The sequence below is a fragment of the Streptomyces sp. NPDC002265 genome (assembly GCF_040296125.1).
Taxonomy (GTDB): Bacteria; Actinomycetota; Actinomycetes; order Streptomycetales; family Streptomycetaceae; genus Streptomyces.
In genome coordinates, this window is record NZ_JBEOWS010000060.1 from 1 (window position 1) to 13,886 (window position 13,886).

At 71.3% G+C, this 13,886-nt stretch carries 14 protein-coding genes and 1 pseudogene; 8 read left to right on the top strand and 7 right to left on the bottom strand.

Going from position 1 to position 13,886, the window contains the following annotated elements:
- Both ABT085_RS13765 and ABT085_RS13770 read right to left on the bottom strand, forming a co-directional pair.
- On the bottom strand, positions 1-1,172 hold a 1,172-nt coding region (locus tag ABT085_RS13765), incomplete at its 3' end, for a hypothetical protein (protein WP_351605958.1).
- 914 nt (positions 1,173-2,086) lie between these two features.
- Positions 2,087-2,911: a helix-turn-helix domain-containing protein gene (locus tag ABT085_RS13770; RefSeq protein WP_351605961.1), complete on the bottom strand. Its 825-nt coding sequence runs from the start codon at positions 2,909-2,911 to the stop codon at positions 2,087-2,089.
- 145 nt (positions 2,912-3,056) lie between these two features.
- On the opposite strand from ABT085_RS13770, the gene ABT085_RS13775 reads away from it, so the two are divergent.
- The 3 genes from ABT085_RS13775 to ABT085_RS13785 all read left to right on the top strand — a co-directional run bounded on the left by ABT085_RS13775 (position 3,057) and on the right by ABT085_RS13785 (position 5,244).
- Entirely contained in the window at positions 3,057-3,707 is a 651-nt protein-coding gene (locus tag ABT085_RS13775; protein WP_351605963.1) for a hypothetical protein, read from the top strand.
- A 176-nt stretch (positions 3,708-3,883) separates the two neighbouring features.
- On the top strand, positions 3,884-4,261 hold the full coding sequence (locus tag ABT085_RS13780) for a PaaI family thioesterase (protein ID WP_502982723.1): 378 nt from the start codon (positions 3,884-3,886) through the stop codon (positions 4,259-4,261).
- Positions 4,258-5,244, top strand: coding sequence for an MBL fold metallo-hydrolase (locus ABT085_RS13785; protein ID WP_351605969.1), 987 nt, complete (start codon positions 4,258-4,260; stop codon positions 5,242-5,244). The genes ABT085_RS13780 and ABT085_RS13785 overlap by 4 nt, the downstream gene beginning before the upstream one ends.
- Before the next feature lie 28 nt (positions 5,245-5,272).
- Here the strand turns inward: ABT085_RS13785 and ABT085_RS13790 are convergent, their stop codons facing one another.
- The 4 genes from ABT085_RS13790 to ABT085_RS13805 form a co-directional block, all read right to left on the bottom strand.
- A complete protein-coding gene (locus ABT085_RS13790) occupies positions 5,273-5,395 on the bottom strand; it encodes a hypothetical protein (protein ID WP_351605972.1) in 123 nt (40 codons plus the stop codon).
- Between the two features lie 25 nt (positions 5,396-5,420).
- Positions 5,421-5,996: a hypothetical protein gene (locus ABT085_RS13795; RefSeq protein WP_351605975.1), complete on the bottom strand. Its 576-nt coding sequence runs from the start codon at positions 5,994-5,996 to the stop codon at positions 5,421-5,423.
- 86 nt (positions 5,997-6,082) lie between these two features.
- Positions 6,083-6,355 carry a hypothetical protein gene (locus tag ABT085_RS13800; RefSeq protein WP_351605977.1) on the bottom strand — a complete coding sequence of 91 codons (273 nt, stop codon included), beginning with the start codon at positions 6,353-6,355 and terminating at the stop codon, positions 6,083-6,085.
- A 270-nt stretch (positions 6,356-6,625) separates the two neighbouring features.
- A complete protein-coding gene (locus ABT085_RS13805; protein WP_351605979.1) occupies positions 6,626-7,921 on the bottom strand; it encodes a DUF1479 domain-containing protein in 1,296 nt (431 codons plus the stop codon).
- An 89-nt stretch (positions 7,922-8,010) separates the two neighbouring features.
- On the opposite strand from ABT085_RS13805, the gene ABT085_RS13810 reads away from it, so the two are divergent.
- The 5 genes from ABT085_RS13810 to ABT085_RS13830 all read left to right on the top strand — a co-directional run bounded on the left by ABT085_RS13810 (position 8,011) and on the right by ABT085_RS13830 (position 12,935).
- A complete protein-coding gene (locus tag ABT085_RS13810; protein WP_351605982.1) occupies positions 8,011-9,147 on the top strand; it encodes an ROK family protein in 1,137 nt (378 codons plus the stop codon).
- 270 nt (positions 9,148-9,417) lie between these two features.
- Positions 9,418-10,104, top strand: a complete 687-nt coding sequence (locus ABT085_RS13815) for an alpha/beta fold hydrolase (RefSeq protein WP_351605985.1) — start codon at positions 9,418-9,420, stop codon at positions 10,102-10,104.
- Positions 10,105-10,361: 257 nt separating this feature from the next.
- Positions 10,362-10,919 (top strand): TetR/AcrR family transcriptional regulator, encoded by a 558-nt coding sequence (locus ABT085_RS13820; protein WP_351605988.1) that lies wholly within the window; start codon positions 10,362-10,364, stop codon positions 10,917-10,919.
- On the top strand, positions 10,916-11,809 hold the full coding sequence (locus tag ABT085_RS13825) for an aldo/keto reductase (protein WP_351605991.1): 894 nt from the start codon (positions 10,916-10,918) through the stop codon (positions 11,807-11,809). Before ABT085_RS13820 ends, ABT085_RS13825 begins: the two co-directional genes overlap by 4 nt.
- Positions 11,810-11,915: 106 nt before the next feature.
- Positions 11,916-12,935 carry an NADPH:quinone reductase gene (locus tag ABT085_RS13830; protein WP_351605994.1) on the top strand — a complete coding sequence of 340 codons (1,020 nt, stop codon included), beginning with the start codon at positions 11,916-11,918 and terminating at the stop codon, positions 12,933-12,935.
- A 229-nt stretch (positions 12,936-13,164) separates the two neighbouring features.
- On the opposite strand, the pseudogene ABT085_RS13835 reads toward ABT085_RS13830, so the two are convergent.
- Positions 13,165-13,773: pseudogene (locus ABT085_RS13835) on the bottom strand (zinc-binding dehydrogenase); the annotation flags it as partial.
- Between the last annotated feature and the right edge of the window lie 113 nt (positions 13,774-13,886).

The following is a 13,886-nucleotide window of genomic DNA, read 5'->3' on the forward strand; positions in this document are numbered from 1 at the left end:
TCGCGGTCTGGCACGGCGGCCGGTACGTGCCGGTGACCGGGGTGTCCGTCGACCGTGGACGTCCCGCTGCTTCCGGTCTCGGCCAGCTGCGTGCCCGCCCCGGACGTACCCGAGGTCGCGGACGGAGTCGGGGTCGAGGAGGAAGGAGACGCAGAGGCGGTGGGGGACGCGGAGGCGGTGGGGGTCGGGGTCGACGTGCTTCCCGTGGAGCCCGCCGCGCGCACCGTCAGGGTCGCGCGCTCGCCGCAGAACGTGGTGCCGCGGAACGGTGTCGCCCCCTGGTTGACGAATACGCAGGACTGCACGGTGGCCTTCCCGGCGGGCGTGTCCTTGCGGTACGTCACCCGGACCTTGGCGACCGTGCTGCTGTGCGCGGCAAGGGAGGCGTCCTTGCCGATCACGTCGAATCCGTAGACATCGGCCTCGGCGTCCGAGGTGACCGGAGTGAGGGTCTTCCAGGTCCCGGAGCGCAGCACCTGCACGGAGGCGTACCTGTTGGTGATCAGCGTGTCGGTGACGTTCTCGTACCCCGAGGGGGTGGGGTTGGTCACCGTGGCCTCGAAACCGACGGCAGGGCCGCCAGCGGTCACGGTCGCGGGGACGCCGGACAGCGTGGTGCCGAGGCCGTCGACCTTGATGGTGTCGTCGTCGGTGCCGGAGGCCGCTCCGGAGGCGCCGTGGGAGACGAGAGTGGTCAGCTTCAGCTGCTGGGTCCCGCCGTCGCTGTCGCCGTTGTGCGGGGTGCCCATGGGTACGCCGATGCGCAGCTGCACGGTGCGGGACTGGCCCGCGGCGAGCGCGAAGGACTCGGGGATCTCCCCGGAGAACTTCCCGTCGGCGTACGTCAGCGGCACCGTCTTCCACTCTGTGCCGCTGAGCTGGTACTGGAGGCTGACGGCGTTCGGCGGCAGGCCGAGTCCGCCGTCGATCCGGTAGATCAGCCGGGTCGATGAGGAGTCGTAGGCACCGGTGTTGGAGACCTTGGTGGTGAAGGCGACCGGCAGGCCGGCCAGTCCGACCTCCGTCGGCGCGGCGGTGGCGACCGCCAGCGTGGGCGGCTGCGACTCGTCCGCGAAAGCGGCCGGCGCGAGTCCCAGGCCTGCGGCGGCCAGGAGCAGGGCCGTCCCCGAAATGGCCACCGACGTACGGGCCTTGCGTGCAAGCGTGTTCAACGTGTCCCCCGGTGCATGTGGCGCGCGGTGTCGCCGCGCTCGGTCGTCAGGCAATGTGCCGTGCTCAGGCAATGTGCCGTCGTCATGCACAGTCAGACCCCCCGACCCGGCAGCCAGTTGTGTTGCGAAGTGTGACAGTTCTGTCACCGGAGGAGGTGAACAGCGCCTCTTGCGCCTCAGTTGGTTCCGGCGGCGAGTTGGACGGAGAGCTTGTTCGCCGAGTCCGAGGTGAACTGGCGCTGAAGCTCTGCGCGGGGTGACCTGCTCGCGGAACTCGCCTTCGTAACCGGTGAATCCGGCATTGTGCATGGTGTCGGTGATCCAGGTGGCGAACGCCTGGTGATTCCAGATACGTGTGTGGGGCAGGCAGGTCTCGGATTGACTTGCTCCTCGGGGTGAAGCCCGAGGATTCCGGCCTTCGCTGCCGGGTGCTGTGCCGCTACGCGGTGCAGCTACCGGCTACCGGCGGAGATTCCGTGGCTTCCAGTTTCTTCGCGCTGTGCCGGGACGTGTCCTGTGCCGCGTCCTTGATCACGGTGACCGAGGAAGGGGCGGTGGGCAGGGTGATGTGCCGCAGATCGAAACCGGTCGGCACGGTGCTTTCGGAACGGATGTGCTCCTGGTCTGCGCTACCGGGTTTCGGCACGGGTGTTCACCGATGCCCATGTGAGACCGATGGAGGCGGGCCGGCTGTGCATCGGACAGCAGAACACCGGCCGGGCTTTCCGTGATCAGTACGAGGGCCGAGTCGCGGCCGGGGGCCGCGCACGAGCGCGCCGCTCTGCCGGCTGCGGCGCTTGCCCATCACCGTGAAAGCCTGCGGCGATGCCGACCACCGGTGACCGGACAGCCGATACCGGAAAGCCGCCAACCTTGGTCCGGGGCGGCCGTCCGCGCGCCGAATGACCGGCTGATCACTTCTGGGCGGTGCGCAGCGTCGCCTGATAGCGGCCGGGAGTCTGGCCGACGACCTCGGTGAAGGCGTCGATGAAGCTGGAGGGGTTGGACCAGCCGCACGCAAGCGATGTCTCGGTCACCGACATGCCGCCGGTGAGGTGAGCCAGGGCGAGATGGATGCGCAACGTGGTGCGCCAGCGGTGGAAGCTCATGCTCAGCTCGGTGTGGAAAAGGCGACTCGGCGTGCGCTCGCCGGCCCCGGCCATCCGGCCCAGCTCCGCCAGGGTGGTGGGCCGCGCGGGATCCTCGTGCAGGAGGTCGGTGGCGGCGCGCAGCCGGTCGCCGGCGGGCTCGGGCAGGTGCAGGGACGTCTCCGCGGTGTCGGCGGGCTCGGGCAGGTGCAGGGACGTCTCCGCGGTGTCGGCGAGTTCGTCCACGATCACGGCCGGCAGCCGCCGATGCGCCCCGGGCCGCCTCTCCGGCTGGTCGGTCATCGCCAGGAGCGCCTCGCGCAGCAGGGGACTGACCGCGAAGACGCTGGGCTGCTGCGGGAACTCGCCGCACAGGTCGAGGGGTACGGTCACGAGACGCACGTCGGTGCGGCCGTGGAAGCGGTGGGAGTGGGCGAAGCGCGGCGGCGTCCAGGTGACGCGGTTCGCCGGGGCGACCCAGGTTCCCCGCTCGGTCGCGGTGGCCGGCGCGCCTGCGGCGGCGTACACGAGCTGACCGTGCAGGTGCGACTGGGGGGCGAGCCGGAAGCCGTGGGGCAGCCAGGCCCCGCCCTGGAGAATCGGCTCTTCCGGTTCGGTGGACACGGCCGAGGAGTGGCGGGCCGGAGACATCAGTCGTCAGGTTACCGGTGGCCGAGGTCCCTGCGGCAGGTCGGCATTGCTCCCTTCCGGGTCCTTCGGCGGCTTCTGTAGTGTCCCGGTCGAAGGCCTCGGGCGAGGATCGGTGGATCGAGATCAAAAGGGTCGGTTCAAGGACGTGGTGCAGATCGAGCGGCTGGCCGACCTGAAGCCCGTCCACCAGCGTCAGGCTGCCGCCCTGGCCCTGTGGCGGTGGCGTGCGCCCGTGTTCGCGTTCCGGCTCGATGCGGGGTGGGGTGTCGACCGGGCCGTGCTGGAGTCGCTGTTCCGGCTGGCGGCTGCACCTGTCGGTGAAGAGTCGGATCGGGCATTCCGGCGGGCGCTCGCCGAGCTGTGCACAGCCTCGCTCTTCAGGTCCGAAGTGGACCCGGACACGGTGCAGCTCTTCCAGTTGGAGACCGTCAGCAGCCTGCTGACCTTCGGCACGTTGCTGGACGAGCCCGGCGTGGACACAGCGGAGCAGGTGGTCGAAGGCGCGGCCGGCCTGGCGAACTACCTCGACGGCCTCGTCGAGGGCGCGCTCTACCCGCATCCCGCGGAGACAGCCCACCGCGAGTACCTCGCGCAGCTGACGGTTCGATCGGGCGAGGGATATTTCGCGTCACGCAACTTCGCCGTCGCATCCGCCGCCCACGACGCGCTGGCCGCCCTTTCCGATTCCGCGGGGCTGTTCGACTCCTCCACGGGTCGAGAGCTGCTCGCGCTGTGCGAGGACTTCGGCGAGGAGCTCGTCACGACGATGCGATGGCTTCGCGCGACGGGTCACTAGCGATTACGTCGGGGCCGGATATGGAACGCCCGGCCGGCTGAAAGACCCGTCCCGCTCCACCAGACACGGATCCGAGGGAGAACACGTACGTGGCAGACCGGACGCAGCAGGAACACGAACAGGCAAGTCCCGCGGTGCAGAAGCGCGTCCAGGACAGCTTCGACCTGCAGGGCCTGATGTCCCACCTCGGCGCGCGGATCACCCACATCGGGCCCGGCCGCGTACACATCGTGCTCCCGGCCCGCCCCGAGGTGACCCAGCAGCACGGTTACGTCCATGCGGGCGCCACCAGTGCCATCGCGGACAGCGCCGGCGGCTACGCCGCGCTCACCCTGTTCGACGAGGACTCCGACGTCCTCACCGTCGAATACAAGATCAATCTTCTCGCGCCCGCCGCGGGCGACCATCTGGAGGCGATCGGGACGGTCCTGAAGTCCGGACGTACGCTGACTGTCTGCCAGTTGGAGGTGTACGGCGTCCAGGCCGACGGCGCCCGCACGCTCGTCGCCAACGGTCAGCAGACGCTGATCCGTCTGCACAGGCCCGCCGCATGAGCCCCCAGCCGCTCGCTCCCGCCCTGCCGTCCTGGCTGGCCTGGTGGCAGCGCCCCTTCCCCGACGCCAACACCCTCGTGCTGCCCGGACGGCAACCAGCCCTGATCGACAGCGGGTTCGTCGGGCACGCGCAGGAGACCACCGCCTGGGCCCGCTCGCACGCCGGGAACATCGACCTGGTCGTGAACACCCACTGGCACTCCGACCACGTCGGCGGCAACGCCCTCCTCCAGGCCCAGGGCGCCGCGATCGCCGCCGGAGCCCCGGAGGCCGAGGCGATCGGCAAGCGGGATCCCGGCTGCTGCGCGGCCGAGTACCTGGACCAGCCCGTCGCCCCGTACACCGTCGAGATCCCGCTCGACGACGGGCAGGTCCTGCGCCTGGGGGACACCGACTGGCAGGTCGTCCGCACCCCCGGGCACACCCCGGGGCACCTGGCCCTGTGGCAGCCCGAGGAGCGCCTGCTCGTGGTCGGCGACGCGCTGTCGGACTACGACGTCGGCTGGGTGAACCTCGCCCTCGACGGCCCCGACGCGGCCACCACCGCGCTCAGCTCCCTCGAACGCCTCGCCGACCTCGCCCCGCGGGTGCTTCTGCCCTCCCACGGACCGGTCCCGGCCGACGCCGACGCGGCGTTGGCCGCCGCTCTGCGCCGCGCCCAGCGGCTCGTCGACGACCCGGAAGGGGCGGTCTGGTACGGCGCCCGCCGCATCCTCGCGTTCGCCCTGATGATCCGCGACGGCATCCCGGCCGACGAGATCGAACCGTACCTGCACGCCCGGGCCTGGTTGACCGACGCCGCCCGGCTGCTGGACCTGGCGCCACAGGCCCTCGCCGACGACCTGGTCACGGCCATGCGCCGCAGCGGAGCCGTCGTCGTGCGCGACGGCCGGCTGCACGCCGCCGCGAACCACACTCGCGTGGCACCCGGGACACTGCGCGTGCCGTACCCGCACGCCTGGCCGGGCGTGGAGCCGCGCTGAGCACAGGGCGGAAAGCGGGATCCGGATCTCAGTCGGGCAGGCCCCAGAGGGAGCCGTGCAGGCCGACCCCGGCGAAGTAGGCACTGGCGGCCGCGGGATCGCGGCGGGCGTAGCCCGGGTCCAGGCGCCCGGTGTACCAGTCGGCGGCCAAGCGCCACAGGGTGGCCAGAAGCAAGTCAGGGGAACAGACGGGCAAGTTCGTCCGCGCGACGATGGTCTTTGGGACGGCCGAGGGAGCGTCGCATGCGGATCAGGTCGTCGCGAGCGGCGTAGCGGATGGTGAAGCCGCCCGGGTCGTGGGCGCTCACCGCCCGTGCCAGACAGGGAGTCACGTCCATCTCCCCCCAGAGCAGGGCCGGTGTGCACAGGTCGCCGCTGACGCCGGCCACCTGGTAGGACACCTGGGGACGGTCGAGGTCGGGCACGTGCGTGCAACCCGCGGCTGTCAGAGCATCACGAAGGGCGTGAGCCTGCTCGGACGTGCCGTCCCACAGCAGGTCGAGGTCGCCGGTCGGCTCCTCCGAGCCGTGCATGATCCCGGCGACCTGGCCGATGACCACTGCGTGCGACCCGGCCTCGTACAAAACCCGAAGGAATGGGAACGGGTCGAAGCCGAGCGCGCCGTCCGTGGCGAACGTGCCGACGACGTCGTCGGCCTCCTCCGGGCCGCGCCCCGTGGCTGTACGTTCACGGGCGGCGTCGTGGATACGCCTGACGGCCTGGCGAAGTCGAACGGCGGCAGACTCATTCATTCAGCTCATTCAACAGCAACCGCAGCAGCCTCCCCCACCCGTTTCCCTGGCACGAGGACATCCGGGATGGGAACCGTTCGACGCACTCACGTCGCACGTCGAGGAGCCTTGACCATGGAACTCAGCCGGGTGATCCGGGAGGAGCCCTTGAAGAAGGGCGAGGGCGTGTGGCCGCCCCGGGAGTGGAGCGAGCTGAAGAAGTGGCCGGTGCTGCCGCAGGGGCTGCGTCCCGCCGCGTACAAGGCGCTGGCCCTGGTGCCCGAGTTGGAGGCGATCCCGGGGGTGAAGGACTCCGCCGGGCGCACCGGGGTGGGGAACGCCTGTCCCAGGAGTCCGCTCGCGCAGGGCAAGTACCTCATCTTCGCCCGGAGTCCTATGAGTTCCTGGGCTTCCGCGACGAACGGACCTCGGCGTCCGGCGACAAGACGTACATCCAGCTGTCGCACGTGGTGGAGTGGGCGATCGTCGACCGGATGAAGGAGCGCCCATAGTCCCGTTGTCCTGTTGTTCCGTTCGGGCGCTGCCGTCGTCGGTACGGAGCCGTGAAAGTGCCCTCCTGGCCACGGAGTTCGGGCGGAGGGCACTTCCTCGGTGCGGAGCATCGGTTGCGAACGTGTGCTGTGGCGTCCTCAGCCGAGACCGAGGCCGCGCCGGCCGGTCTCGTTGAGCTGGTCGGGGGTGAAGCGGCCGGTCCAGGCGCGCTCGTAGTGCTCCTCGGGGAAGTCGCCGGGGCTGGAGCCGGTGGCGAAGGCCTCCCGGACCTCGGCGGAATAGCGCTCGTTGCGGGCGCACCAGGGAGCCGCGGGGATGTACATGACGTTGCCCCAGCCCTTCTGGTCCTGCACGGGGGCGACACTGTGGATCATGTCGCAGTGCCACCACACGGAGTCGCCGGCCCTGACGTCGGGGATCGGGGACAGGGCCCGGTACAGGGCGGGGTGCCAGCGCTTGGTCACGGGGAAGACCTGGTTGGTGCGGACACCGCACATGGAGTCCTCGGGGACGTCCGGCAGCAGGGGGCGCAGCAGCAGGTAGGCCATGATCTCGGGGATCGGGACGGTGTGCAGGACGCCCTGGTCGTTGTCCATGTCGGAAAGTGCGGTCCAGCCCTGGAAGGTGCGGAAGGCCGAGCACATCGTGGAGCCGGGGTACTGGGGGCCGGTGGTGCGGTGGGCGGCGTCCCATGGGTCGTACTGCTCGGCGGTGCCGTCGAAGAGGTGGCGGAACGCCTGCTGGTACTCCGAGGTCATCCACAGGTCCAGGGTGCCGGGGTCGCAGTGGGTGCCCAGGCCGGAGGAGTCGGCGCCGGGCGGGCGGCGGCGGATGCGGTCGGGGTAGAGGGCGTCGCGGTCGGGGTCGAACCACTGGGTGCCGTCGTCGTCGGTGTCCTTCCAGAAGGAGTTCAGGAAGGACTGGACGGTGGCCATGCGGTCGGACTGGCGGGCCTGCATCTGAGCCTGGGACCAGTAGACCGGGTAGATCTCGGGCTTGGAGCCGACGCTGCCGAAGAAGTCGTCGCCGGGGCCGGTGTAGTTCTCGAAGAACTGGTTGCGCTCGACGTAGTCGACGATGTCGGAGTCCCAGGCCAGCGCCTGTTCGCGGGGGAAGTGGCCGCGCACGACCAGGCAGCCGCGCTGCTTGAGCTTGGCCGTCTGCTCCGGGGTGACCGTGCCGTTCTCGATCGCCTCGTAGTCGAGGACGGGCCAGACCTCCTCGCCGCGGGCGCGGTCGGCCTCGATCTCACCGATGCGGGCCTCGACACGGGCCTCCACGGCGGCGAAGACCTCCGCCACGGTGCGACCGGACGACTCGATGCGGGCCCTCAGCGCGGCTTTGGTCTCGCGGATGGCGCCGGCCAGGTCGTCGGGCGTGGTCTCCCAGTGCGGCAGGCCGGTGGCGGGGTGGGTCTCGGTTGCGTGCGTCAACGCCCGACTCCTTTGATCAGGACTCCTAACTAATACGACCGTAGGCGGCCGTGCCGATTTAGGCAACACTCCTGACTAGAATGGCGGGCATGACGCCGACCAAGCCGTCACTGGATCTGCTGCGCGCGCTGACCGACGAGAACGTGCTGCGCGCGCTGATGGATCACCGGCGCCTGACCCGCGCGGAGATCGCCGCGCACACCGGGATCTCCAAGCCCACGATCTACGAGGCGGTCGGGCGCCTGGAGGAGTCGGGCCTGGTCGTCGACACCGGCGAGCGGACCACCGGCCGGGGGCGGGTGGGCTCGTACTACGCACTGGCCGGGCACGGACGGGCGCTGGTGGCCTCGATCACCCCGCACGGTGTCGTCACCGAAGCGGTCGACGCGTACGGCACGGGGCACGGCCGGCACACCGTGCCGCTGGACCCGGCGCCGGGCCCGGACGTGGCGGCGAGCGCACTGGCGCGCGCCGCCGCGGCCGTGGCGGCGGCGGACGCCGGGGCGCTGCGCGTGGCCGTGGTCAGCGCGGCCGATCCGGTGGACCGGGCGACCGGCCGACTGGTCCACCTGCCCGATGCGCCCTTCCTGGTGGGTGAGCTGGACCCGTCCGAGATCCTCGCGCCCCAGGTGACGGGTCCCGTCCTGGTGGACAACGACGTCAACTGGGCGGCCCGCGCGGAGCACCGCTGCGGGGTCGCGCAGGGCGTGGACGACTTCTTCTACCTGCATCTGGGCGAGGGCCTGGGCGGCGCGGTGGTCAGCGACGGCGTGGTACGCCGCGGCCATCGCGGTCTCGTCGGGGAGACGGCGCACCTGACCACGGTCGGACCGGACGGGCGCGCGATGCCGCTGACGGAGGTCTTCGCCGCCCTCGGCCTGCGCCGCCCCGCCTCCACCGCGATCGACGCCGACGCCGTACGGGAGGCACTGTCCGGCGACGGGGCACGGGCCGAGCGGACACTCGACGCACTGGCGCGCGCCGTGGGCGGCGTGCTGGCGGCAGCCGTCTCGCTCGCCGATCCCCGGCTGATCGTCGTCGGCGGCGGATGGGGTCTGCGGCCCGATGTAATCACGGCCATCGACGAACACTTCACCCGTTCGCCCCGCCCCGTGCCGGTCGTCGCCGCTACCGTGGACGAACCCGAGCTGGCCGGCGCCCGGGTCCGGGCGGTGGAGGAACTGCGGTCACTGATCATCCGCAGCGCCCACCCGGAACGCCCCTGACCGACGCCCCGCCCGCCACCGGTCCACTCCCCCGGCTCACCGACAACCCAGGCCGGACCGCTCCCACGGTTCACCGACGACCCCGGCCGGGCCCGCCCTTCGGCGACGGCCACCGGCGGCTCGTCCGGTACGCGGCCCCGTACCGGTGGCGTCCACGGCATGCCGTACGACAACCGACGCCGAGCGGCAGCCACATCTGCCACCTAGAGTGACGGCGAACGCACCAAAGGTAGCGATCTCCGCGAGTCGGTGTCCGCTAAGGAGAAGGTCATGGCCGGCAAGGCAAGCGTCGTATTCGCTCACGGCCTCTGGGCCGACGGCTCGTGTTTCGACAAGCTGATCCCCACGCTCCTGGCCGAAGGCCACGATGTCCTCAGCTCCCAGCACGGCCTCGACTCGCTCGAGGGCGACGTCGCGTGCGTCACCCGCACCATCAACCACGTGCCCGGCCCGGTCGTGCTCGTCGGTCACTCCTACGGCGGGACCCTGATCACCAAGGCGGGTCTCCACGACCGCGTGGGCGCTCTCGTCTACATCGCCCCGCTCGCCCCGGACGAGGACGAGACCTCACAGGGCCAGCAGGACAAGTTCCCCCATACGCCCATCTTCGATCACGTCGAGGTCGCCGACGACCGCGTATGGCTGCGCGAGTCGGGCATCGGCGACTTCTGCGGCGATCTGCCGGCCGAGGAGCAGAAGCTCGTGCTCGCCACGGGTGCCGTACCGGTCGCCGATCTGTTCAACCAGCAGGTTCCGGGCACCGCCTGGCGCACGAAGCCGAGCTGGTACATCGTCGCGAACAACGACCGGACCGTGAACCCGGACCTGGAACGGGCCGCCGCCGAGCGCATGGGTGCGAAGACGTTCGACGTCGACAGCAGCCACGTGCCCATGCTCTCCCACCCCGGCTTCGTCCTCGACGTCATCCGCGACGCGGCGTCGACGCTGGAGGCATAGGGCCGTCGCCGAAGCGTCATGGTGCACCCCGCCGGAGCAGCGGAGCGGAGCGCCGCTGCGGAACGGGATCAGAAGACTTCGCCGGCCGAGCCGACGCGCACCGACCGCCCACCGTCCGTGTGACAAACCACCGTCGAGAGCAGACCCGGTCATGACGACCGGGTCTGCTCGTACGAGATGAACTCACCATATACAGAACGCTGATTCTGCTAGCGTCCCTCACAACAAGAACCGAGATTCTTTTTGTGGGAGGTGTGGTGCCTCGGCTCACCGACGCGCGCAAGGAGCTCCGGCGTACGCAGATCGCCGAGGCCGCCGTCCGTTGTTTCAGCCGCAACGGGCTGGAGCGGACCTCGATCGCCGACATCACCGCCGAGTCCGGCCTCTCGGCCGGCTCGATCTACGCGCACTACCGCAACAAGGCCGATCTGGTCCGGGCCGCCGCCCGCGAGGTGCTCACCAAGCGCGCCGATGTCCTCGGCGAATACGCCGCGGCCGACGCCCCACCCGGCCCCGACGAGCTGCTCTCCCGCCTGATCGCAGCGATCGACCCCGCCGAGGCCCGGGTCGGCGTGCAGACCTGGGGTGAGGCGACCACCGACCCGGCCATCCACGGCATCGTCGTCGACATGACCGACCGGATGCGCGCGATGCTGCGCGAGGCCGTCACGGCCTGGCTGGTCAAGGTCGAGCATCACGAACCTGCCGAGGCCAGGGAGCGCTCCGTCCCGATCGCCCACCGGGTCATGGCGCTCTACCAGGCCGAACTGCTGTACACCGCCTTGCGGACACCGACCGAGGAGACAGCGTCGTGACCACCCTGACCACTTCGTTAGCCGCCCGCACCGTTTTCCGGATCGGCTACGGCGCCTTGCAGCTCGAGCGCCTGCACGACCGTCGCGACGAGGCAGTCGCGCTGCTGCGCCGGGCGGTCGAGCTGGGCGTCGACCACGTGGACACCGCCGAGTTCTACGGCTTCGGATTCGCCAACGACGTGATCCGCGAGGCACTGCGCCCCGAGGACGATGTCCTGGTCGTCACGAAGGTCGGCGCCGACCCCGACCCGGGCGGGCGCCTGCCGTTGCGTCTGGCGCAGCGTCCCGAGCAGCTGCGCGCCGGCGTCGAGGACAATCTGCGCAGCCTCGGCGTCGACCGGCTCGCGGTCGTCAACCTGCGCCGCCTGGACACCGGTCCTGGCCTGCGGCCCGAGGGCGACCAGGTGGTCGACCTCGACGACCAGCTCGCGGTGATGACCGCCCTGCGCGACGAGGGCAAGATCGGCGCGATCGGCCTGAGCAGCGTCACCCTCGACGGCCTGCGCCGCGCCCTGCCGGCAGGTATCGCCTGCGTGCAGAACGCCTACAGTCTCGTCTCCCGCGACGACGAGGACATGCTGCGGCTGTGCGCGGCCGAGGGCATCGCGTGGGTGCCGTTCTTCCCGCTCGGCGGGTCCTTCCCCGGCCTGCCCAAAGCGACCGGCGAGCCGGTGGTGCACGCCGTGGCCGAATCTCTGGGCGTCACACCCTCCCAGGTCGGCCTCGCCTGGCTGCTGCACCACGCCCCGAACGTGCTGCTCATCCCCGGCACCGCCGACGCCGCCCACCTGGAGGCCAACATGGCGGTCGGCGAGATCGCCTTCGACGCCGCGACCCTCGCCACCCTCGATGGCATCGAGTCCCGCTCCAACGAAGTCACCATCGGCTGAACGGAACCACCGCGGCCCGTCCGGCGCCCGCGCCCCACGTCGAACACCTGACGAACCGCCAGGCCACGCCGGAAAATCCCGCTCCATCCGACACCAAGGACGGATCATGAAAGCCATCGTCTACCGCGACAACGGCACACCGGACGTTCTCCGGTTAGTCGACCGTGGCCTGCCCGCGCCCGGCCCCGGCGAGGTTCGCGTGCGGGTCGCCGTGTCCGGGGTCAACCCGACCGACTGGCAGGCGCGTTCCGGCGCCGGCCATCCCAAGCACTTCCCTGAGGTCACCCCGCACCTCGACGGTGCCGGCACCATCGACGCCGTCGGCGAGGGTGTCGACCACAGCCGGGTCGGGCAGCGGGTCTGGCTGTTCATGGCCGCCGCCGGGCGGCCCACCGGCACCGCCGCCGAGTTCACCGTGGTGCCCGCCGAACAGGCCGTGCCGCTGCCCGACGAGACCGGCTTCGACGTCGGCGCCGCACTCGGCGTCCCCGCGCTGACCGCGCACCGCGCGCTCACCGTCGCCGAGGACGGGCCGCGCCGGCTGCGCCCCGGGGCACTCGACGGGAAGGTGGTGCTCGCCGCGGGCGGGGCCGGAGCGGTCGGGCACGCGGTGATCCAGCTCGCCCGATGGGCTGGCGCCACCGTGATCAGCACGGTGAGCAGCCCGGGGAAAGCCCGGCTGGCCACCGCCGCCGGAGCCCACCACGTGATCGACTATCGCGCGGGCGACCCGGCAGCCGAGATCCGCGACATCGCCCCGGACGGCGTCGACATCGTCGCAGAGGTGGCGCTGGGCACGAACCTCGCCCTGGACCTGGCCGTGCTGCGGACCCGCGGCACGATCTCGACCTACGCCAACGACGGTGGTAGGCCTGTTGAACTGAACGTCCTGCAGAACATGGTGCTGAACACACGCCTGCAGTTCCTGGTGCTCTACACGGCCGGTCCGGAGGCGCGCTCTGCGGCCGCCCAGGACATCGCCGCCGCAGTACGCGACGGCGCGCTGCCGGTCGGCGAGGAGCACGGCCTGCCACTGATCCGCTTTCCCCTCGACCGCACCGCCGACGCGCACCGAGCGGTCGAGAGCCGCGCGGTCGGCAAAGTCCTGGTGGACGTCACGCACTGACGTCCGGTCGGCCACCGCACGCCCCCCCCGGCCGCCTCGGGGACCCGGCACGAGGCGGCCGGGTCGGCGGCGTCGCCCCGACCTCTGGCGCACGACCGCCGGTCATCGCCGACACCGTCCGCCACGCCGTGCGGGGCGTCCGGTGCGGCTGTGGTGCGGAGGACGTTCGCGTCGACCGGAGCCACGCGGCTCGCGGCCGGGCGCGGCGATCGCAGCCCGGTGGAGGGGGTCAACTCGGGTCCGGGCTCCGGGGCGCAGTGATGTCCCGGACGAAGACGGGCTTGAGGTGCTTCTGCGGCAGCGCTTCGGGCAGTTGCTCCCAGTCGAGGACATGGGAGACGACGCGGCCGGGCGCGACCTTCCCGGAGGCGGCGAGATCGAGGGCGTCGGGGATGTGCGCGCGTACGTTGTCGCGGGCGATGCGCAGGGTGACGCCGGTGAGGTACATGTCGAGCAGGGGAAGTTCGCCGGGCCGGAAGTGGTTGCCCGCGGACTCGCAGACGCCTTCGGGGGCGAGGGACCGGACGGCGAGCGCGAGTTGGTCGACGCGGCCGGTGGCCTCGACGGCCAGGTCGAAGCCGTGCGGGATCGGCTCGATCGCCTCGGCGGTGCGAGCGCCGTAGGCCGCGGCGAGACGGCGGTGCTCGGCGTCGGGGTCGACGTAGAGGATGTCGCCGGCGCCGAGGGCGCGGGCGATGTCGCACACGTACAGACCGATGCTGCCGCGGGCGACGACCAGCACCCGGGCGCGGGGACGGGCCTTGAGATGGGGTGCGACGAGGCGCCAGGACAGGGACCAGTTGTCGCTCGCCGAGGCCATGGCGACCGGGTCGAAACCCCTGGACCGCGCCGCAGCGCAGCTCCAGACCCTCATCGCCGCCACGATCAAGGGCTGAGAGGCGAGCCCGCGGCCGTTGCCACGGCGCGGTCGGCGTCTCCCGCGGAGCGCGA

Coding starts and splice junctions, on each gene's coding strand:
- ABT085_RS13770 (WP_351605961.1), bottom strand. CDS start 2,911: ATGTCTCCGGCCCGCCACTCCTCGGCCGTGTCCACCGAACCGGAAGAG.
- ABT085_RS13780 (WP_502982723.1), top strand. CDS start 3,884: ATGTCCCACCTCGGCGCGCGGATCACCCACATCGGGCCCGGCCGCGTA.
- ABT085_RS13785 (WP_351605969.1), top strand. CDS start 4,258: ATGAGCCCCCAGCCGCTCGCTCCCGCCCTGCCGTCCTGGCTGGCCTGG.
- ABT085_RS13795 (WP_351605975.1), bottom strand. CDS start 5,996: ATGAATGAGTCTGCCGCCGTTCGACTTCGCCAGGCCGTCAGGCGTATC.
- ABT085_RS13800 (WP_351605977.1), bottom strand. CDS start 6,355: ATGAGGTACTTGCCCTGCGCGAGCGGACTCCTGGGACAGGCGTTCCCC.
- ABT085_RS13810 (WP_351605982.1), top strand. CDS start 8,011: ATGACGCCGACCAAGCCGTCACTGGATCTGCTGCGCGCGCTGACCGAC.
- ABT085_RS13815 (WP_351605985.1), top strand. CDS start 9,418: ATGGCCGGCAAGGCAAGCGTCGTATTCGCTCACGGCCTCTGGGCCGAC.
- ABT085_RS13830 (WP_351605994.1), top strand. CDS start 11,916: ATGAAAGCCATCGTCTACCGCGACAACGGCACACCGGACGTTCTCCGG.